Origin of the sequence: Polynucleobacter sp. 73C-SIWE (assembly GCF_018882465.1) — a bacterium.
GTDB lineage: Bacteria > Pseudomonadota > Gammaproteobacteria > Burkholderiales > Burkholderiaceae > Polynucleobacter.
In genome coordinates this window covers 202,256-221,889 of record NZ_JACVOK010000001.1, presented here as the reverse complement: position 1 = coordinate 221,889, position 19,634 = coordinate 202,256, and the positions used below count along the sequence as shown (strand labels likewise).

Here is a 19,634-nt window from a genome sequence, read left to right as displayed (position 1 = left end):
AGCAATTCTTTATTGTGGTTCGATGTTCGCTTCTTTGGCAATTTTTTGATACTTCGCCATTTCTTCACGAACAAACTTACCAAATTCAGCAGGGCTCATTGGGGTTGCTTTAATGCCTTTAGTTTCATAAGCAGTTTTGACTTCGGGATCTTGCATCGATTGGTTGATATCGGTGTTGATCTTTTTAATTACTGCAGCTGGAGTTCCTGCGGGAGCCCACACACCAAACCAAAGACCAATTTCAAAAGCGGGGTAGCCTTGCTCAGCAATGCTAGCAATCTCAGGAACTGCCGCATTACGAGTCTTGCTAGTGATACCTAAGGCACGCACTTTGCCACCTTTGAGTTGACCAATGGCTGTATCCAGTGGCGCCATATAAAAAGCCGTGCGACCAGACATCGTGTCAGCAATAGCCTCTGGAGATCCTTTGTAAGGCACATGAATAAGCTTGATGCCCATAATTTGGTTGAAGTACTCAGCAGCTAAGTGGGTTGAGCTACCAACGCCAGCAGAGGCAAAGGTAATTTCTCCTGGTTTGGATTTAGCTGCGATTACTAAATCTCGAATAGTTTGATAAGGACCATCTGCTGCCGTAATCATCACATACGGAGTTTGCCCAAGAATAGCGACATCGACCAAGCTCTTGAGCGGGTCATAAGGTAGCTTCTTATAAATTGCTGGATTGGCTGCATAAGAGGCAGATTGCACTAGTAGGGTATAGCCATCTGGTTCGGAGTTCACCACCACACCAGTACCAATGAGTCCACCAGCACCAGGACGGTTTTCAATAATGACCGATTGCTTCCAGGTTTCTGAAAGATTCTTTGCAACGACACGACCGGCAATATCAGCGCCTGATCCGGTCGTTAATGGCACCACCATTTTGACTGTCCGATTGGGGTAGTTTTGGGCCTGCACCAGGCTAATGCCAAAGCAGAGGCCAGCCGCAATGATGAGCTTGCCAAGAATGAGGCTATTTAGGGCATGCTGTCCCTTTTTAATTGAGGTGAACATCTCGTCTCCTTAGTGTTTTTTAATTTTTTACTTATTTCATTGGATAATCTAACATGCTCTTCACAATAGATAAATAAAGATTGAGGCAAATGACGAAAATGCAGGATGTCCAGACCGCAAAAGTAAATGGGATAGATATAGCCTACCGTTTTGACGGCCCTAAAGATGGCCGCGTTTTATTGGTGGCAAATAGCCTGATGGCCAATGGCAGCATGTGGGATTGGAACGTACCTGCTCTAGCCGATCGATATCGCGTACTGCGCTATGACAAAAGAGGGCATGGACAGTCAGGGGTAAGTCCTGGACCATATACGATTGCCCAACTGGCAGATGACGCAGTTGGATTATTGGATGCGCTCGGAATTGAAAAAGCCCACTTTATGGGCTTATCCATTGGCGGCATGATTGGCCAGCAATTGGGGGCACGTTATCCAGAGCGAGTTCATTCTTTATCGCTTTGCAATTCTGCTTCAGAGATGCCACCACGCAGTTTATGGGAAGAGCGTTTTGAAATTGCTCGAACTCAAGGTATTGCTGGTTTAGTCGATGGCACCATCAAGCGATGGTTCACTGCGCCATTTATCGAGCGCGCTCCAAAAGATATTGAAAAAGTGCGTCAAATGATTTTGGGCACAAATGTTGATGGTTATATGGCTTGTGGAAGTGCGGTGAGGGATATGGCACAAAGCACGATGTTGCTTAAGATCAAAACCCCGACTTTAGTGCTTTCAGGACAATATGATCCAGCCTGTACAGTCGATCAAGGCACTGTTTTACATCGACTCATTGACGGCTCTAAGATGGTAGTGCTTCAAGATGCAGCGCACTTATCCAATATTGAGCAGCCAGCAGCATTTAATCGCACAGTACGCGAATTCATAGATTCTATTGATAGAAGTTTGTAGTGATCGAGTCATAAGGGTACTTAGCACAGAAAGAATTTTGTATGACAATGAAAAAAACCGACCTGTATAAGAACCTAGCCTTAACTACTGCTCAGCGTATGAAAAATGCTGCCAAGACTCCCAAGCTTGGGGCTGCTGAAGCTAAAGCCAAAACTAAAAAAGAGCTAGCTGAGGCAAACCCGATGCTGGCTTCTTTAATGGGCAAGAAAAAACCTTAGTAATTCACTTGAAGCAATCCTCACCATTTCTTCTGATTGATTTTTTAAAGGTCTTTGCGGCTCTTCTGATTATTCTTCACCATTTATCGAGTTATGGGCAGATTGCAGAGGATGCTCGTCAGGCTCTACCCGGCATCATGAATTGGCTTTTTGAGTACGGTCGCTATGCTGTACAAATATTCTTGGTGATGGCGGGTTATTTAGCTGCTCAGTCTTTAACTCGCTACGCTTATGTCAAATTTAGTGCACAAGGATTGCTCAAGGTCATCCTCAATCGCTATTTGCGCCTATTGGGCCCTTATGCTGCCGCCTTAGTCTTGACGATTGCTTGTGCTTATATTGCCCGCTTTTGGATTAGCGATGAATTTGTGGGTGAAGCCGAAACACTTTCACAATTTTTAGCCCACCTCTTTTTTATTCAGGGGATCTTAGGGCTGGATTCCATCTCCGCAGGTGCTTGGTATATCGCGATTGATTGGCAGCTGTATTCAGTGTTGGCTATTTTATTGATTTCCTTTCCAAGATATCAGGCAGTCATTTGGGTGATTAGCGTGCTAGCAGTGAGTTCACTTATGTTCTTTAATCGCTCTGGTACGTATGAGGCCTACTTTATCTATTTCATTGGCTCTTACAGCTTAGGGGTCTTGGCCTACCTAGCTAAGTGCTTTGATAATCAGGGCGTGAATCGCCTAGCCAAAATCGCGCTATTCCTCATCGGACTCATCATTATCGTTTCCTCCTTTCAAGAAATTTGGCTCAGAAACTATTTAGCCTGGTTCGTTGCAATAGCATTACTATTTTGGGGAAACAAATCATATCCAACTGCAGATAGCAAAATGCTAGAAATAATTGCTTGGGGAAGTCAGCGTTCTTATTGTGCGTTTCTCATTCACTTTGCATTGATCTTGCTCGCCAATACCCTGTACATTGCAACAGGCATGTACATGCATGAAAGCGGGATCCTAGCGCTTGTCTTGATGTTGGGGGTAGTGATCTGCAGTACTGTCGCTGCAAATTATCTATATCGTGCTGTTGAGCTACCTACAATGCGCCTGAAAATCTAGGTCTAGATTATTTACCTAGAGCCCCATATCTTTTAAGACCCGGAAGATCTCGCGATAAGCTTTAGGCGGCTTATTTTGCTCTTTTTCTCTACGGGCATTCCGAATCAGCGTACGCATATTCTGAATATCCATATCGGGATATTGATCAATCATTTTGGTGAAAGCTTCATCATTGGCAATTAAGCGATCGCGATAGCTTTCCAAAAAATGGAGCTTGGCAGTTTCTGCTTTACTAACACCCTGAATAGCATCTAAACGTTTCTGAATAGCGTCAAGCTCTTCTGCATCCAAAAAGCGCATGAGTTTGCCAAGATATTGCTTATGGCGACGAATCGCCTCAAAGCTTTTGATTTTATTCGTTTCTGCAATTGCTACTTTGATTGCTTCATCTAAGGGGATGGTTTTGAGAGCATCGCTACTTAAGGCTGCCAAAACTTCTGCCAATTTCTGGCGCTCAGTCATTTGGCGCTTAAGTTCAGACTTGCTAGGGCCTTCATCAGCCTCGACTAGCTTGGGTGTGCGATTCTTCTCATTAATGTGCATACAACCATTTTAGACGGGTATTGGACTATCCTAATTAGATGTCAGGATTCTGGGTTTGGTAAATAATAGGTGCTCAAGCATATGACTCAAGCAAATACCTACGACTACATCATTATTGGGGCAGGCAGCGCTGGCTGTATGTTGGCCAAACGTTTGACCGAGAACCCCAAGAAGAAGGTTTTACTCATTGAAGCGGGTAAGAGTGATAACTACATCTGGATTCATATTCCGGTGGGTTATCTGTATTGCATTGATAACCCGAGAGCAGATTGGCGTTTTAAGACCGCTACTGAAAAAGGCCTCAATGGCCGCTCATTAATCTACCCTCGCGGCAGAGTTCTGGGTGGATGCTCTTCCATTAACGGCATGATTTATATGCGTGGCCAAGTCGGTGACTACGACGCTTGGGTGGAGGCTACTGGCGATGATGATTGGTCTTGGCAAAATGCTCTAGCCCGTTACAAAAAGTTTGAGGATTACCATAGTGCTGCTAATGATTGGCATGGCAAAGGTGGTGAATGGACCGTATCTAAGCAACGCCTACGCTGGCCCATCATGGATAAGTTTAGAGAGGCGGCTGTAGAGGCAGGCATTCCATCATCGGATGACTTTAATCGAGGCGATAACTTTGGCGTAGGCTACTTTGATGTCAGTCAGCGCTCTGGTTTGCGATTAAACACTGCCAAGGCTTTTTTAAAAGAGGCGGCCAAGCGTAGCAATTTGACAGTGATTACTGAAGCAATGGTTACTAAGCTCAAGATTGATCCAACTACCAAGAGTTGCTTTGGAGTCGAGTATCGCAAAGATGGGGTTCTTCACCAAGCCCTGTGCACAATTGAGTCTGGCGGCGAAGTTTTACTGAGTGCAGGCTCTATTGGCAGCGTACAAATATTAGAGCGATCCGGTATTGGTGATGCTGCACATCTTTCTGCATTAGGCATTCTGGTGATGGCTGATTTGCCTGGTGTTGGTCAAAATCTACAAGACCACCTACAACTGCGCATGATTTATAAAGTCAATGGCATTAAGACTCTCAACACCAAGGCCAACTCTTGGTTTGGTAAGTTGATGATTGGTTTGGAATATCTCTTGAGGCGCTCTGGCCCGATGTCGATGGCACCATCCCAATTGGGTGCTTTTGCTTATAGTTCTCCAACGCAAAAGAGTGCTAATGTGGAATATCACGTGCAACCACTCTCATTAGAGAAGTTTGGCGAAGATTTGCATTCATTTAATGCCTTTACAGCTAGTGTTTGCAATCTGAGACCTACATCTCGTGGCAGTGTGCATATCAATTCTCTGGATCCTGAAGCGCCACCAGTGATTTGCCCAAATTATTTATCAACCGAGGAAGATCGCCAGATTGCGGCTGAATCGTTACGCTTAACACGCAAGATTGTGCAAAGCCCAGCCCTTCAGCCTTATTCACCAGAAGAATACAAGCCGGGTGCACAGTACCAAACTGAAGCGGAGTTGGTTAAAGCTGCTGGTGATATCGGCACCACTATTTTTCATCCAGTTGGCACCTGTAAGATGGGACGTGTAGATGATCCGATGGCAGTACTAGATTCTCAATTACGCGTCAGAGGTATTCAGCACCTACGAGTAGTTGATGCCTCTGCTATGCCCACCATCACTTCAGGTAACACCGCTGCTCCAACGATGATGATTGCAGAGCGTGTTGCGGAGTTACTCACTATTGAATAGTCCTAAAAGCAATCAGCTTCCCTTAAGTCATCTTCTGCTAGCTTTAGCTATTGTGGCGGTGTGGGGAACAAACTTTGTGGTGATCAAACTTTCTTTAGATGCCTTTCCACCATTCCTATTTGCAGCGCTACGTTATACCTTTGCATTTTTACCCTTGGCATTTTTTATACCCAGACCTAAGGTCTCTTGGGCCAATATGTGTGCATATGGTGTTGCCATTGGGGTTGGGCAATTCGGTATCTTATTTTTTGCGATTGATGGGCGAATTTCTCCAGGCTTAGCCTCTTTGGTAGTGCAGACACAGGTATTTTTTACCATTGGATTTGCAATGTTCTTTGCAAAAGAGCGTTTGAAGCTTTATCAAGCAGTTGCTGTCTCGGTATCAATGACCGGCCTCGCAATTATTGCGCTCCATACGGATGCAAACACAACATTTTTGGGATTGGCTTTAGTGGTTCTTGCAGGTCTAGCTTGGGGAATGGGCAATACGGTGAGTCGGCGTGCTGGCTCTATTAATATGCTTGCTTATGTTGTCTGGGCAAGTGTGTTTTCGCTGCCACCACTCTTTCTGATCTCTTGGATTTTTGAAGGTGGATGGGAGCAGATGAGTACTTCAATCAGTTCTGCGCCAATGAGTGCATGGGCTGGCGTGTTTTGGCAATCATGGGGTAACACTGTCTTTGGTTACGCTGCTTGGGCTTGGCTGCTCTCAAAGCATCCTGCTGCAGTAGTGGCACCAGCTCCATTATTGGTGCCGATATTTGGGATGGGTGCTTCAGTCTATTTTTTAAGCGAACCGCTCCCTTTGTGGAAAATTTTGGCTGCTGGCCTAGTGATTACTGGACTGATCGTGAACTTATTTTGGCCGAATCTAGAAAAGTTCTTTAGAAAATAATCAATATTTTCATTGCCTAGTAATAACTTTTGATGCCTTTGGCCATGAGGCTAAATGCCACTGCAAAAGTAAGAATCGAAAAAATTTGCTGTAGGCGCGGACCACTGATTTTTTTACCAAACGCCATTCCAATCAAAAGACCTAATAAAGCCCCTAAAGAGAAGGGAGCTGCAAGCAGTAAATCCAAGTTTCCAGAAGCGGCAGAAAACACGGCGCCACCAGCTGAAATGACCGCAAGCACGCCTAATGAAGTAGCCACAATCGATTGAACTGGTAGATCGGTATAGCGCTTCAGCGCAGGAACAATTACAAAGCCACCACCAACACCCAGAAGCCCAGATAAAAATCCTGCCACTCCACCAGAAAGCATCAGCGCTCTTGCGCAAGGAATATTCCAAGCCAACTTACCAATTGATGGATCTAGCAAACATGGTGGTGGTTTACTCGCTGAGTCAGTGATACCCAATAATTCTCTGCTGGCTTGTTTGTAGAGATTGGTTGATGAATAGAAGAGCGTGAAACTAAATAAAATCAATAATGGTCCATTAGGTACGCGTTGCGCTAACCAAAGACCTATTGGGGATAGTAGTAATCCAAAGATCGCCATAAATCCAGCGGCTTTGTATCTCAAGATTTTATTTTTCAGCCCTAATAGCGCACCAACACCGGCGGCAAGCGCAATAGCAGATAAAGCAATCGGAGCTGCCTCTGCTACTGATAGATGCAGGGCAAAGACGAGCAATGGGACAGACAAAATACCTCCACCAGCGCCAGTAAGGCCCATGAGGAGGCCTACAAGGATGCCTAAGGCGGGGCCGATCAGTATTGAGTAATCCATTGCAATTTATTTTATATTAAGATAATATATAAATATATATATTAATTACCAAGATCAATCATAGAAAGACTATTGTGAACTCAAAAGTGCATACTGACATTAAAGCTTTCTTCGATCCAGAAACCTGGACATTCACCTACGTGGTCTATGCGGGTGAGGGAAGTGCTTGTGTAGTGATTGATTCTGTTTTGAACTATGAATCTAAGTCAGGTCGAACCACTACTAAATCTGCAGATGAGGTAATCCAATTCATTGTTGAGCATAAGCTACAACTTGCTTGGATATTAGAAACCCATGCCCATGCAGACCATCTCACTGCTGCCCCGTATTTGCAAGGTAAGCTTGGTGGCAAAATTGTCATTGGTGATCACATTACCAATGTGCAACAAGTTTTTAAAGGTATCTTCAACTTAGATGAGCAATTTCCAATTGATGGTTCTCAATTCGATCATCTACTCAAGGATGATGAATCACTTACTTTTGGTAATTTATCCTTAAAGGCAATGTACGTTCCAGGTCATACCCCAGCCTGTATGGCTTATGAAATTGGAGATGCCTTATTTGTAGGAGATACATTGTTCATGCCTGATGTTGGTACGGCACGCTGTGATTTCCCGGGAGGAGATGCTAAAGCCCTGTATCAATCCATCCAGAAAATCTTAGCCTATCCTAATGAAACTAAGCTGTACATGTGTCACGATTACCCTCCAAGTGATCGACCAGTGGCCCATCTCAGTACTGTAGGCGCAGAGAAGCAAAGCAATATTCACGTCCATGATGGCATTACTGAAGATGCATTTGTACAAATGCGTAGTAAGCGGGATGCTACTTTAGAGGTGCCTCAACTCATCTTGCCATCGATTCAGGTCAATATTCGTGCTGGTCACTTTCCTGAGCCAGAGGCGAATGGTAAGTCCTATCTCAAAATTCCACTCAATACTCTCTGATATGAATATGCCGATTTCAAAATCTGAGCTTAAGAAAATGCAATCTTCTGCAGAAGATGCTTGCAAGCTCATGAAAGTACTTTCTAACCGAGATCGCATGATGCTCTTATGTGAAATTGGTCAGGGTGAAAAATGCGTTGGCGAGCTTGAAGCTGCCTTAGATCTTCATCAACCGACACTCTCACAGCAATTAACCGTTTTACGAAACGAAAAGCTAGTAAAGACCCGAAGGGATGGCAAGCAAATCTACTACTCGCTTGCTAGCCAGGTAGTTGTTGCGGTGATGGGATTGCTATATAAGCACTATTGCAAAAAATAATGACTGCATCAAAGTGAAGCGGTAATCAAAATTGAGTTAACGTTTTATTAAAAGAAGGGATTCACCATGAAATGCAACGTCGGTGGTATTGATCGTATCTTAAGAATCGCAGTTGGCGCATTGTTAGTGGCACTTGCAGCGAGTAATGTAGTTGGATGGTGGGGCTGGTTGGGTGTGATTCCATTAGCAACTGGATTATTTCGTTTTTGCCCAGCCTATCCTTTGCTTGGAATAAATTCATGCGGAGTATCTGCTGATAAGGGCTCTTGCTGTAAGTAATTAAACTGAATCAAGATTTATCTAGAGGGGGTGCCAAGTACATCCCCTTTTTGATACCTCTTATTTCTAATCGCAAGATTGAATGAATTAAAAAAATAGTAAAGAACAGCAGTCCCAAGATCCAGTGGGTACTAATAACAGCATCTCGAATTTCTGCAGGTCCGTAATAGAGTAAAGCCCCAGTAGTGAGTAGGGCTAGCAAGAGGCTCAATTGGCTAAAACCACTTAACCATTTCTTTTTAGATTTAAGACCAGCCTTTAAGTGAAAGGGCAGCACCGATCCTAGGGCGAGAGTTGCGATCATCGCAAAGACTCCATGCAAAGCCAGAATATGGTGCTTTCCTAAAGCTGATCTTTGAACCTGAAACTCATGGCCAAGTAAATATAGGCTCCCACTCATTGAGCAGGCAAGCATGCTGATAATGACAAATGACCTTTGCCAGCTAGGCATTTTTCCTAAACGACTCATGCGGCAATCTTGATGGTCTTGGCTGAGAAGTGGGTAAAGCAAGTATGATCTCGCAGGTTTGAGAGTGCAAGTACCTTGGTAAGCGCGTCTGCATAAACACATTCATTCGCTAAGACGGAATACGATCCTGAAAAATGGAGATGTGCCTCAGATTCATCTTTTGCAAAAGGGTTGATGATGTGGCTTTGTTCTTGATCGCGATTGGAAAAGTACAAGCCACTTGTAGCGATAGCCCCATTTTGTAGAGAGCCAACATCGATCAACTGGTTTGGGCGGCTTGGATTTCGAATTTGCACTGGTCTTGCCGTTCCAAATACTCGCAAATCACCTCCCGCATTCACGCAACCCGATTGAATGCCGCTTGCCAGCAAACTCTCAACAGCCTTATCGACTGCAAACCCTTTGGCAATTCCTCCGAGATCTAGGCATACGGGCTTAGAGGCTCTTAAAGTTTGCGGGTCTATAAAGTGAATATCTTCTATGCCGCCTAGCTCATATTGGGATAGATCAAGATGGCGAGGCAATAAGCCAGCAGCAACAAGTCGATGCCCAATGCCGCAATTAAATAAGCCATTTGATTGCTGATATATCTCTTGGGCAATCTTGATGATTTCAGCAGTCCATGGGTGAACTACCAGGGATACTTGATGGGCCCAGCGATTAATTTGATTGAGCTCACTTAAGGGATCATAAAAACTCATCAAGTGTTGAACTTGCCCTACTGTAGTAAATGCTTTAGTGATTGCTCCATCACTTTCTTGATCGATAGTGATTTCTACAAATGTTCCCAAAAGGGCTTGGCAGCGGATGGTCATTTAGCCTTTAAAGCTAAGTCATACAAGACTGCTACTCGCTTCACTCCATCGGTAATATGTTTGCAAGAAAGGGTCGCGCCACCAATATTCTGGATATCTTGATTGAGTTTGATAGGATCCTTCGCCGACTTACCAACAAATTGTTTGCGCCACTGAGCTTCTGCTACCTCGTAGCCATAAGATTCAACGTATTCCAAAATCTCAATACCTAAAATACTGCCATTGGGAGAGATCCCCACGGCATAGGTAATCATTTCGTGTTTACCAACAACTTCATCAACAATGAGCCAGCTACCATCAGATGCTTTCCAGACTCGGTCCCCTTGAAAGGGGTGGCGAATACTAGAGGCTGCCCGCATCCTCTCTTGGAGATCATCGGTAATGATGATGGGTGTTTTTGTGAGCTGCTTATTAGGGAATAGAATTTTCTGTACTTGATCTACTGTCACATAAATCTTTGCCTGAGCAATAATGGGGACACTCACCATTGCTAAGCCAACAATCGCAAAAGGGTTGGGTTTCCAGTTCATTGAATGTCTTTATCTTTAGTTCAGTGGAAAACCAACTTTGAGAATGAATTCATTAACGGTGTGGCTATCCCATACCCGGGCGTTGGAACATTCAGCTTCACCGCCACCCATACAGTTACCGCCAGCCAGTTGATAGCGCCAGGCACCAGTTACCCACCAGCCTTTGGAGGCGTAGTGCACGTTGGGCCCCACAAAGGTGGCGCGTTGTACTTGGTTGCGTAGATTGAGTTCTGAATAATCGTTATGAAAGCGTGCCTCTATGCCTGCAGACCACTTAGGAGCAAACCGATAGCTGGCCCCCACTAAAAAATCGAGCATTGATTCGGGGACATTGCCATTCTCAATAAATTTCAAGCGCTCATTTGCTACTACAACATTGCCGGCAAGTATTAAACGATCATCTAGGAAGTTAGACTGTAATAAGAGTCGAGCTGCTAGCTCATCTTTATTTTTACCCCAGGTAGGCTCCAAATAAAATCCTACTCCAACAGGAGAAGTTACTGGATTGGTGAGTCGATAAATAGCTTCCAGTGAGACCCCTTCAATACCACTCTTTCTATATGCTGTAGCAGGATCATGCGAGGATGGCACTGCATAGCCGCCAGTACAGCTTGGCTCATCGCCGCATGCTTCAGGATTGGTGTAGTTTTGATTTGCATTGGTGTAGTAAGAATTGATATAACCCGCAATTTGCAAATCATTTGTTAAGCCATATTCCAATTCTGATCTAGCAGTCCATGCCTCATAGGTTCCAGCGGCCTGTTGTTGATTGAGTTGTAGGCGTTGTTCAAACTCCAACTTCCCTTTGGGTTGAAGGTCTAGGGTGTAGATCCAGCCGAATACTCCTTCGCCGGCATTGGCAAAGGAGAAATGAAGGGCGCTTGCAATGATGAAGCTAAAGGCAATCAGTCTTTTGATGGTTATTTTCATAGTCGTATCAGGTAGGTGGTTGAAAAAATCTAAATGAGAATAATTCTCAATATAGCATCAAATGAGAATGATTCTCAAATAGAAAAAATGACCAGCTTCCGATAAATGGCTTTTCTTATCAGGCTTTTCTGTATTGCTTGTAAGATTTCACTTCAATGAATGCAGAAGCTCTCGAGAAACTCGTCTTAATGAAAATGCCTTACGGCAAACATGCTGGGCGCGCACTCGCAGACTTGCCAGGAAATTATTTAGCCTGGTTTGCAAGAGAGGGATTTCCCAAAGGGGAACTGGGGCAGCTGCTAGAGTTGATGCACACGCTCGATCACAATGGCTTGCGTGGACTTTTGGCCCCCATTCAGAGGGCTCATGTTTTGAATACTAGGCCTTAACTACTTTGATCTGATAATTGCAGTGACTCGGTTGCGCTCATAAGTCACAGTAGCTGAATCTGGTGGGCTACTGTGAACTAAGACGGGCGTAATCGATGTTTGTGATCCAATTTGAGCAACAATTTTTTTAGCTAGGTCACTATTGCGGTCGTATTGAATCTCAATACTCGCTACACGACCTTCTTTAATGTGATTGATGAGTTGATCTATCTTGGTTGACGAGTAATCATCAAAAAAGACCGGGTACCACCCACCCATTATGGCTTTATTTGAATTAGGCGCCAGCGTTACTGCTTGAGCTTTAGTCGTCCCCGTATTGAGCGCTAGCTGAAAATCAATCCCGGTTTTTTGAACCAAGTCTTGATAAGAGATTGGCGGAGTCATAGTGGCCTCGTTGGTATTCTCAATCCAATAAGCCCAGACTAAATTTTTGCTTGGGTCGTAAACCAGTTTGTATAAATGACTTGGAATGGTGACGCGACCGCTACCGATACTGCCGTTATTTCCAGTGGATCCGGTGTAGACATAAATATCGCCAGCTGCTCTTTTGACGTAAAGTCTGGTCGGCTCTTCCACATTCTTGGCCCAAATGCCTTGATTGTTTTGTCTGGCCTGGGGCATCATGTTTGCCAATGAGAATGACTGGGCCATTGACCGCTCATTCGTCATGTCTCCAGCTGGGGCGTTGTGACCTCGGTCATAACCGCTCCCACGGTAGTCTGAAAGTAGCGAGCGCTCAGCCAATGGCAGTCTGGCTTCCTCGTAGAACTGGTTACTTCTTTTGGGGTGAGGGGCCAATAACTGCTCTCGACTCAACTTCTCCACGGTATAGATAGGCTTCTTATCTGAGGGTGAGTAATAGATCGCAAAGCTATCAAAGCAGAGGTCACGCCCTACCTGTTGGGTGCTCGGAATCTTCCGCCCTGGGAATAGATCCTTGCAATCCTCAAATAAGGCAAAGGCGCTCAGTGGGTTTAGAAGGCCAAGCAGGACTGCTAGGACAAGAAACTGGCGAAGAGATTTCATAGGATGTAAGTGTAGGGGGTGCTAGCAAAACACCCCTGCCAATTTTTCAATGGAGCTAGCCATGGAGCTAATAGGAATTTGACTCGAGGCGAGAGTTCAGCGTGCCTTTGCCCAACCGTAATGAAGCAGAAATGCTTTAAAAATAATGCCTTGCAATAGTTGGGTGTGATTGGGTGTGGCTACTACCGGTAGAAACTGAGGCAGTCTAAAACACTAGATGTATGGTTTTTGAGACCATTTTTTTATCCCAAATCGTAAAAAGTCCAAATTTAGCCATTTTTTTATAGTATGAAATTAGTACTCCCTAACTTTTATAAGTGGTTGATTTCAATAAATTAAATATTGATATTGGAAAGTATCTAAGGGAGATCCCGTATTTTGAGATCAAAAAGTTATTGAAATCATCTTTCTTATTCTTGACTTGATATAAGAACCTTTTTAGGATGACCCATGTTTTTTAGATATTGCGTTGCAACATAAATTGGTAGTTAGGTTTTTGGGTGACGCAAACAAATAAATGAGTAAATGTTTAACGAATAATTTAAGTGAGATGCAAGATCAGCCGTCAGTAATCCTGGCCGCTAAAGATCTGCTGACCCATGCCATGAACCCGGTTTACCGGGTGATCAATGGCATCCTGGTTGTTAGTGTATTCATGGTCGTAGGACTTTGGCTTTCTGGCAACGGCACCAATGCCGGCGCTTTTGATTTAGCCCGCATCTTAGTCCCAGACGAAGCCCGCCATATTGTTTGGAGCAATGGCTTTGGCATGCTCGAGCAATATAAGACTGCAAATGACAGTTCGACCCAGATGGCAGATTCTGAAATCGCTTCGGTGATTTATAACAAAGGTCATTCTCACTCCACTGGCTTCAATAGTGCTAAGCAGCAGACCGTTGCATTGTTAATGCCTTCAGTTGCGCAGGTGCAGGTGAAATCGATTTCTCATTTGTCTGACCGTATTCCGACCTCCAAGATTGATCCACAGGCTCTGGATAGTCATTTGATGAGTTCAATTCAGAATCAACGACTAGTTGCAGATTTCTTTGAGCAGAAATACAAACTCGATCGCGCCAAAATTGAAGAGTATGTATCGAAAACGATTTTGATTGCTAAAGAAGTCAATATTGATCCAGTGCTTCTATTAGCTGTGATTTCCGTGGAGTCAAACTTCAACCCAAACACCAAGAGTCATGCTGGTGCTGAAGGTCTGATGCAGGTGATGACTTCAGTACACAAGGATAAGTATGCTTTGTATGGTGGTACTACTGAAGCAGTGAAGCCTGAAGTCAATATTCGTATCGGCGCCTATATTCTGAAATACCTCATCGCCACCGCAGGCTCATTGCGTAATGGTTTGAAGTACTACGTTGGTGCCGCAAATGCTGAACATGATGGCGGTTATGCCGACAAAGTCATGGCTGAAAGAAATCGCATCATCAGCCTGTGCCAAACCCGCCCTACAAATCGTTTGACCTCAAACGGCAAGAATGTGCGCTCTTAATTTGAGTGGCATATACATAGCAGCATAAATAAAAAGACCACCCTAGGGTGGTCTTTTGCATTCCATCAAGACGAATCTAATGGTGCTTAGTTAACACCATGCAATTCAACATCAAATACTAAAGTTGCATTTGGTGGAATAACACCACCCGCACCGCGAGGACCATAGCCCATATCCGAAGGAATGATGAGCGTACGTTTACCACCGATTTTCATGCCGGCAACGCCTTCATCCCAGCCTTTGATGACATGACCGGCACCCAGGGGAAAGCTAAACAGTTGGCCGCGATCTAATGAGCTATCAAACTTCTGACCCTTATGATCAGCAGCATTCTCGTCATAGAGCCAGCCTGTGTAATGTACGTCAACGTGATTGCCAGCTACCGCTTCTTTGCCATCGCCCACAACGGTATCGATTTTTTTGAGTTCACTCATAATGTTTTTCCTATTTCACACAAATTGATTGGCTAGTATATTCTGAGCTTTATTGATTCTGATGACGAGCCGCATTTGGCTCTATGACATGACAAATTATTGGCCCAATTCCGCATACAACACCCTTTTGCATAGCCCAGACCGGCAGCTATTAGTCACGGATGACTTTTTACGTACCTACTTGCTCCGACCTGAGCTTAGCTTGGTTCCGGAGTCCTGCGCTATTGAGAAAGCCTTGCACCAGCGCTTGATGGAAAACCCCCGAAGCGAGATTGCCGATACTGAAATTGCCACTATGGCCGATGAGGATATTCAAGAAAACTATCGGGTCTGGTTGCGGTATCGAGCTCGTCTATTAGCAGCAAGCTCTTTAGAGAGTTTTTATATGAGCTTGTTTAGGGGTGAGGGCGTTGACGTTCCTCCCTTATTTGTAGCGCAACTGGCGCAGATCTTCGTGCGACATATTTTGGGAGATGAAGTTCATCCTTTGGAAGCGCGCATGGGCGAGCTGTTCTTTAGGACCCAAAAGATTACAGTGCTGGAAGATTCCATTGTGATGGGCGCAGATGAGGAGACAGTCTCTCGCAATGCCCAAGCAGGTGATACCGGCAACATCATGGATTTATTAAAAGGTAAATCGATGACGATGCGGTCGGCAGACTTGGATGTCTTGTATGAAGAAAACTCCGCCGAGTACTGGACCCGAAATACCGATTTTGACTTTGCAGTACAGCTGAACTTCGGACATGAGCCTATCAATCACTTTTGCCGTGTTCTAGAAAAATGGATTGAGCATTTTCTGGGGGCTAAAGTGCGCATTACTCCAATGCAGCAAATCAGCGATCCCAAGTGGTCATGGCATGTGGGTCTAGATGCTGCGGCAACAGAGATACTAAATAAGCTTTACAACAAGGAGGCTGTTGAGGCTGATGAGCTTGAGAAAGTAATCTGCCTATTTCGTCTAGACTTTATTGATGAGGCTGCTGTAGCTAAAGCTCAGGCAGGTAAGCCAGTCTATATGGCAATTGCTATGAACGAGCAGCAGCAACTTAAGCTAAAGCCCCAAAATCTCTTATTTAACCTGCCGCTCGCAAAAGCTTCTTAAGGCTCTAAGTATTTTTCAGTTTCCGATTTTTGCTAGCTAGCCAGAGTAGTGCTGCTGCAGTTACAAAAACAGGAAAGAGTGATCCCAGGTTGAGGATATTCCAGCCTTGTGAGGTAATTAGGGCACCAGATCCAAATGAGGTAAATGCCATCGTCCCGAAGACAAAGAAGTTAATGGCTGCTTGAGCTTTATCTCGCTCATTGGGTTTGTAGGCAGTCATCGCCAAAGAGGTGGAGCCAGTAAATAAAAAGTTCCAACCAACGCCCAGTAAGAAAAGTGCAATGAAGAATTGATGTAGATCTGCACCACTCAATGCAATCAAGATACAAATCAAATTGAGGGCCACTCCAACACCCATAATCTTGATGGCGCCAAAGCGTTGGATGAGGGAGCCAGTAAAAAATCCTGGTGCGAACATGCCAATGACATGCCATTCCAGAACAAGGGCTGTATCTGAAAAAGGGAGCCCACACATTTGCATTGCAAGTGGGGTTGCTGCCATGAGTAAATTCATCACACCATAACCAAGGGCAGCGCCAATCATGGCAACCATAAAGACCGGCTGCTGGAGAATGCTCTTGAGCGCGCGTCCATCTGAAAGTGCATGCTGGGTTTTAAATTCTTCAGGAAAGTGAATGAACTGCATCACAAAGATACCAATACAGGCGGCAATCGATAGAGTGAGATAGGCCCCCAAAAAGGCGGTATCGAATAAATCGCGTGTCCAGGATGCAAGGTTGGGGCCTATGACTGCACCCAGAATGCCGCCTGCCAAAACCCAGGAGACGGCTTTATCGCGCTGGCTAGTTTCGGTGAGCTCAGCAGCGGCGAAACGATAGAGCTGACCATTAGCGCTGTAGTAGCCGGCAATAAAAGTACCTGTTACCAAGAGCCAAAAATTCTGACTCAGGGCCGCATAGGCGCATAAGAGGGCGGAGAGCATAGCTACTAGTAGCCCCAGTTGAAAAGAAATCTTTCTGCCAAAGTAATTCTGAGATTTCGCAACAATGGAAGTGGAGAACGCAGCACCCACTACATAGCCCATGACCGGCAAGGTGGCCATCCAGCTAGCAGGCGCCAGACTGAGGCCAACCAAACCATTAATGGCGATAAAGGTGACGTTATTAGTCAGGAATAGGCCTTGGCAAATAATGAGCAGCACCAGATTTTTATTGAGTAAAGGGTGCTTGTTGGGCATGAGATGGAGTTTACGGCGAATTCAGACCTTTGGTTGTCTTGGTGGATTCCCTTAAATAGGGCGGTATTGGTGGGTTTAGGCTATAAATCCAGCAATTTTGCCAACCCCGATGATTTAAAATAGAGAGCTCCCCTCGTTGGCAATGGGCGCGCTAAAAGCGGCTTGCAAAATGCGGATGTGAGACTGGTTGGGTAAAAACCTAGCCCTGTAAATTTTTCAAAATTGAGGAAACGTTAATGGCTTCAGAGAAATCAAAGATTATTTACACACTGACAGATGAAGCGCCACTTTTGGCGACTTGTGCATTTCTGCCAATCATCCGCACTTTTACAGCGCCTGTTGGCGTTGAGATTGTAAAGAGCGACATTTCTGTTGCTGCCCGTATCTTGGCTGAGTTTTCTGATTGCTTAACGGCTGAACAAAAAGTGCCTGATAACTTGGCTGCACTCGGCAAAATGACTTTAATGCCTGATACCAACATCATTAAGTTGCCAAATATTAGTGCTTCCGTACCTCAGTTGCTTGCAGCAATTAAAGAGTTGCAAGGCAAGGGCTACAAAATCCCGAATTTCCCAGATGATCCTAAGAATGATGAAGAAAAAGCCATTCGCGCTCGTTACTCTAAATGCTTAGGTAGTGCCGTAAATCCCGTCTTACGTGAAGGTAACTCTGATCGTCGCGCACCAAATGCGGTGAAACAGTTTGCTCGTAAACATCCGCATTCGATGGGTGAGTGGAGCCAAGCATCCCGAACTCACGTATCCCATATGCACGGTGGCGACTTCTACGCTGGCGAAAAGTCAATGACCATGACCAAAGCCTGCGATGTGAAGATGGACCTGGTGACCAAGAGTGGCAAGACTATTGTGCTCAAGCCAAAAGTCTCTTTGCTAGCTGGCGAGATTATCGACAGTATGTACATGAGCAAGAAAGCCTTGTGCGAGTTCTATGAAAAAGAAATCGAAGATGCTTATAAGACTGGCATGATGTTGTCCTTGCACGTGAAGGCAACCATGATGAAGATCTCGCATCCAATCGTCTTTGGTCATGCTGTAAAGATTTTCTATAAAGATGCTTTTGCTAAGCACGGTAAGTTGTTTGAAGAATTAGGCGTCAATGTCAATAATGGTATGAGTAGCCTTTATGACAAGATTAAATCGCTACCAGAGTCCAAGCGTGAAGAAATCATCCACGATGTGCATGCTTGTCATGAGCACCGCCCAGCATTGGCAATGGTGGACTCTGCTAAAGGCATTACCAACCTACATTCCCCAAGTGATGTGATCGTTGACGCTTCCATGCCAGCCATGATTCGTGCTGGTGGCAAGATGTGGGGTGCTGATGGGCGCTTGCACGATACCAAGGCGGTGATTCCAGAAAGCACCTTTGCGCGTATCTATCAAGAAATCATTAATTTCTGTAAGACCCACGGTAACTTTGATCCAACAACAATGGGTACTGTGCCTAACGTTGGCTTAATGGCCCAACAGGCCGAAGAGTACGGTTCACACGATAAGACTTTTGAAATCCCTGAGGCTGGTGTGGCTCGTATTGTTGCTGATGACGGAACTGTATTGCTTGAGCAGCATGTAGAAGAGGGCGATATCTGGCGCATGTGCCAAGTTAAAGATGAACCAATTCGTGACTGGGTGAAGTTGGCAGTGAATCGTGCTCGCCTCTCCAATACTCCAGCAGTATTCTGGTTGGACGAGTACCGTCCACACGAAGCTGAGCTCATTAAGAAGGTCAATACCTATCTGAAAGACTACGATCTCAAAGGCGTGGATATTCAGATCATGTCCCAGACACGTGCAATGCGTTATACCCTTGAGCGCGTGATTCGTGGCAAAGACACCATCTCTGTCACCGGCAACATCTTGCGTGATTACCTCACCGACTTGTTCCCAATTATGGAGTTAGGCACTAGCGCAAAGATGTTATCTATCGTGCCTTTAATGGCAGGTGGCGGCCTCTTTGAAACAGGCGCCGGTGGTTCTGCTCCTAAGCACGTACAACAGTTGGTTGAAGAGAACCACTTGCGTTGGGATTCACTGGGCGAGTTTTTGGCTTTAGCGGTATCTCTAGAAGATATCAGCGACAAGACGGGCAATCCTAAGGTGAAAATCTTAGCTCGCACCTTGGATGAGGCAACTGGCAAATTGTTAGATAACAATAAGTCACCCTCTCCACGTACTGGTGAGTTGGATAATCGTGGCAGCCAGTTCTATTTGGCGATGTATTGGGCAGAGGCATTAGCAGCGCAGACTGAAGACAAAGAATTGCAAGCTTACTTCGCACCCTTAGCTAAATCTTTGCAGGCAAGCGAACAGAAGATTGTGAGTGAGTTCCAGGCAGTTCAAGGTAAGCCAGTAGATATCGGCGGTTACTTTGCAGTTGACCCAGAAAAGTGCAAGGCAGTAATGCGCCCAAGCGCCACTTTCAATGCCGCTTTGAAGGCAGCCAGAACTTAATCAGCAGATAAGGACTATAAAGCCAAGCGATAAA

At 45.0% G+C, this 19,634-nt stretch carries 22 protein-coding genes; 12 read left to right on the top strand and 10 right to left on the bottom strand.

The annotated features are described in order from the left end of the window. Positions 1-9: 9 nt before the first annotated feature. Positions 10-1,014: a tripartite tricarboxylate transporter substrate binding protein gene (locus ICN17_RS01140; protein ID WP_216235767.1), complete on the bottom strand. Its 1,005-nt coding sequence runs from the start codon at positions 1,012-1,014 to the stop codon at positions 10-12. 89 nt (positions 1,015-1,103) lie between these two features. On the opposite strand from ICN17_RS01140, the gene pcaD reads away from it, so the two are divergent. The 3 genes from pcaD to ICN17_RS01125 are packed head-to-tail and all read left to right on the top strand — an operon-like array spanning position 1,104 to position 3,201. After that, positions 1,104-1,919: a 3-oxoadipate enol-lactonase gene (gene pcaD, locus ICN17_RS01135; protein ID WP_216235765.1), complete on the top strand. Its 816-nt coding sequence runs from the start codon at positions 1,104-1,106 to the stop codon at positions 1,917-1,919. A 41-nt stretch (positions 1,920-1,960) separates the two neighbouring features. Further along, positions 1,961-2,137, top strand: a complete 177-nt coding sequence (locus tag ICN17_RS01130; RefSeq protein WP_216235763.1) for a hypothetical protein — start codon at positions 1,961-1,963, stop codon at positions 2,135-2,137. Between the two features lie 8 nt (positions 2,138-2,145). After that, entirely contained in the window at positions 2,146-3,201 is a 1,056-nt protein-coding gene (locus ICN17_RS01125; protein WP_216235760.1) for an acyltransferase, read from the top strand. A 15-nt stretch (positions 3,202-3,216) separates the two neighbouring features. Here the strand turns inward: ICN17_RS01125 and yjgA are convergent, their stop codons facing one another. After that, the gene (gene yjgA / locus ICN17_RS01120) at positions 3,217-3,744 is read right to left on the bottom strand and encodes a ribosome biogenesis factor YjgA (protein ID WP_216235758.1); all 528 of its coding nucleotides are present in this window, start codon (positions 3,742-3,744) and stop codon (positions 3,217-3,219) included. 81 nt (positions 3,745-3,825) lie between these two features. On the opposite strand from yjgA, the gene ICN17_RS01115 reads away from it, so the two are divergent. Continuing rightward, on the top strand, positions 3,826-5,451 hold the full coding sequence (locus ICN17_RS01115; protein WP_216235756.1) for a GMC family oxidoreductase: 1,626 nt from the start codon (positions 3,826-3,828) through the stop codon (positions 5,449-5,451). Further along, complete coding sequence (locus ICN17_RS01110) at positions 5,444-6,346, top strand: EamA family transporter (RefSeq protein ID WP_255538229.1); 903 nt, start codon at positions 5,444-5,446, stop codon at positions 6,344-6,346. Before ICN17_RS01115 ends, ICN17_RS01110 begins: the two co-directional genes overlap by 8 nt. 16 nt (positions 6,347-6,362) lie before the next feature. On the opposite strand, the gene ICN17_RS01105 is transcribed toward ICN17_RS01110, so the two are convergent. After that, positions 6,363-7,184: a sulfite exporter TauE/SafE family protein gene (locus ICN17_RS01105; RefSeq protein WP_216235753.1), complete on the bottom strand. Its 822-nt coding sequence runs from the start codon at positions 7,182-7,184 to the stop codon at positions 6,363-6,365. Positions 7,185-7,270: 86 nt separating this feature from the next. Between ICN17_RS01105 and ICN17_RS01100 the strand changes: the two genes are divergently transcribed. The 3 genes from ICN17_RS01100 (at position 7,271) to ICN17_RS01090 (ending at position 8,729) form a co-directional block, all read left to right on the top strand. Then, positions 7,271-8,131: an MBL fold metallo-hydrolase gene (locus ICN17_RS01100; protein WP_216236613.1), complete on the top strand. Its 861-nt coding sequence runs from the start codon at positions 7,271-7,273 to the stop codon at positions 8,129-8,131. Positions 8,132-8,138: 7 nt separating this feature from the next. Further along, positions 8,139-8,450, top strand: a complete 312-nt coding sequence (locus ICN17_RS01095) for a metalloregulator ArsR/SmtB family transcription factor (protein ID WP_216235752.1) — start codon at positions 8,139-8,141, stop codon at positions 8,448-8,450. Positions 8,451-8,516: 66 nt separating this feature from the next. After that, entirely contained in the window at positions 8,517-8,729 is a 213-nt protein-coding gene (locus tag ICN17_RS01090; protein ID WP_216235751.1) for a DUF2892 domain-containing protein, read from the top strand. Between the two features lie 10 nt (positions 8,730-8,739). Here ICN17_RS01090 and ICN17_RS01085 read toward each other — a convergent pair whose 3' ends face one another. The 4 genes from ICN17_RS01085 to ICN17_RS01070 are packed head-to-tail and all read right to left on the bottom strand — an operon-like array spanning position 8,740 to position 11,473. Then, positions 8,740-9,198 carry a hypothetical protein gene (locus tag ICN17_RS01085; protein ID WP_216235750.1) on the bottom strand — a complete coding sequence of 153 codons (459 nt, stop codon included), beginning with the start codon at positions 9,196-9,198 and terminating at the stop codon, positions 8,740-8,742. Next, positions 9,195-10,013 carry an FAD:protein FMN transferase gene (locus ICN17_RS01080; RefSeq protein ID WP_216235749.1) on the bottom strand — a complete coding sequence of 273 codons (819 nt, stop codon included), beginning with the start codon at positions 10,011-10,013 and terminating at the stop codon, positions 9,195-9,197. Before ICN17_RS01080 ends, ICN17_RS01085 begins: the two co-directional genes overlap by 4 nt. Next, positions 10,010-10,543 (bottom strand): FMN-binding protein, encoded by a 534-nt coding sequence (locus ICN17_RS01075; RefSeq protein ID WP_216235748.1) that lies wholly within the window; start codon positions 10,541-10,543, stop codon positions 10,010-10,012. The genes ICN17_RS01080 and ICN17_RS01075 overlap by 4 nt, the downstream gene beginning before the upstream one ends. Positions 10,544-10,558: 15 nt before the next feature. Continuing rightward, positions 10,559-11,473: a DUF6662 family protein gene (locus tag ICN17_RS01070; protein WP_216235746.1), complete on the bottom strand. Its 915-nt coding sequence runs from the start codon at positions 11,471-11,473 to the stop codon at positions 10,559-10,561. A gap of 155 nt (positions 11,474-11,628) precedes the next feature. On the opposite strand from ICN17_RS01070, the gene ICN17_RS01065 reads away from it, so the two are divergent. Further along, positions 11,629-11,862, top strand: a complete 234-nt coding sequence (locus tag ICN17_RS01065) for a DUF3820 family protein (protein ID WP_216235745.1) — start codon at positions 11,629-11,631, stop codon at positions 11,860-11,862. Here the strand turns inward: ICN17_RS01065 and ICN17_RS01060 are convergent, their stop codons facing one another. Further along, positions 11,863-12,888: a DNA/RNA non-specific endonuclease gene (locus ICN17_RS01060; RefSeq protein WP_216235744.1), complete on the bottom strand. Its 1,026-nt coding sequence runs from the start codon at positions 12,886-12,888 to the stop codon at positions 11,863-11,865. Positions 12,889-13,405: 517 nt separating this feature from the next. Between ICN17_RS01060 and ICN17_RS01055 the strand changes: the two genes are divergently transcribed. Further along, on the top strand, positions 13,406-14,392 hold the full coding sequence (locus ICN17_RS01055) for a transglycosylase SLT domain-containing protein (protein WP_216235743.1): 987 nt from the start codon (positions 13,406-13,408) through the stop codon (positions 14,390-14,392). 86 nt (positions 14,393-14,478) lie between these two features. On the opposite strand, the gene ICN17_RS01050 is transcribed toward ICN17_RS01055, so the two are convergent. Beyond that, a complete protein-coding gene (locus ICN17_RS01050; RefSeq protein ID WP_087909061.1) occupies positions 14,479-14,826 on the bottom strand; it encodes an FKBP-type peptidyl-prolyl cis-trans isomerase in 348 nt (115 codons plus the stop codon). Positions 14,827-14,887: 61 nt separating this feature from the next. Here ICN17_RS01050 and ICN17_RS01045 point away from each other — a divergent pair, with 61 nt between their 5' ends. Further along, positions 14,888-15,931 carry a DUF6352 family protein gene (locus ICN17_RS01045; RefSeq protein WP_255538228.1) on the top strand — a complete coding sequence of 348 codons (1,044 nt, stop codon included), beginning with the start codon at positions 14,888-14,890 and terminating at the stop codon, positions 15,929-15,931. A 4-nt stretch (positions 15,932-15,935) separates the two neighbouring features. Here the strand turns inward: ICN17_RS01045 and ICN17_RS01040 are convergent, their stop codons facing one another. Further along, a complete protein-coding gene (locus ICN17_RS01040) occupies positions 15,936-17,129 on the bottom strand; it encodes an MFS transporter (RefSeq protein ID WP_216235742.1) in 1,194 nt (397 codons plus the stop codon). Positions 17,130-17,365: 236 nt separating this feature from the next. Between ICN17_RS01040 and ICN17_RS01035 the strand changes: the two genes are divergently transcribed. Beyond that, a complete protein-coding gene (locus ICN17_RS01035; RefSeq protein ID WP_216235741.1) occupies positions 17,366-19,600 on the top strand; it encodes an NADP-dependent isocitrate dehydrogenase in 2,235 nt (744 codons plus the stop codon). Positions 19,601-19,634: the final 34 nt, after the last annotated feature.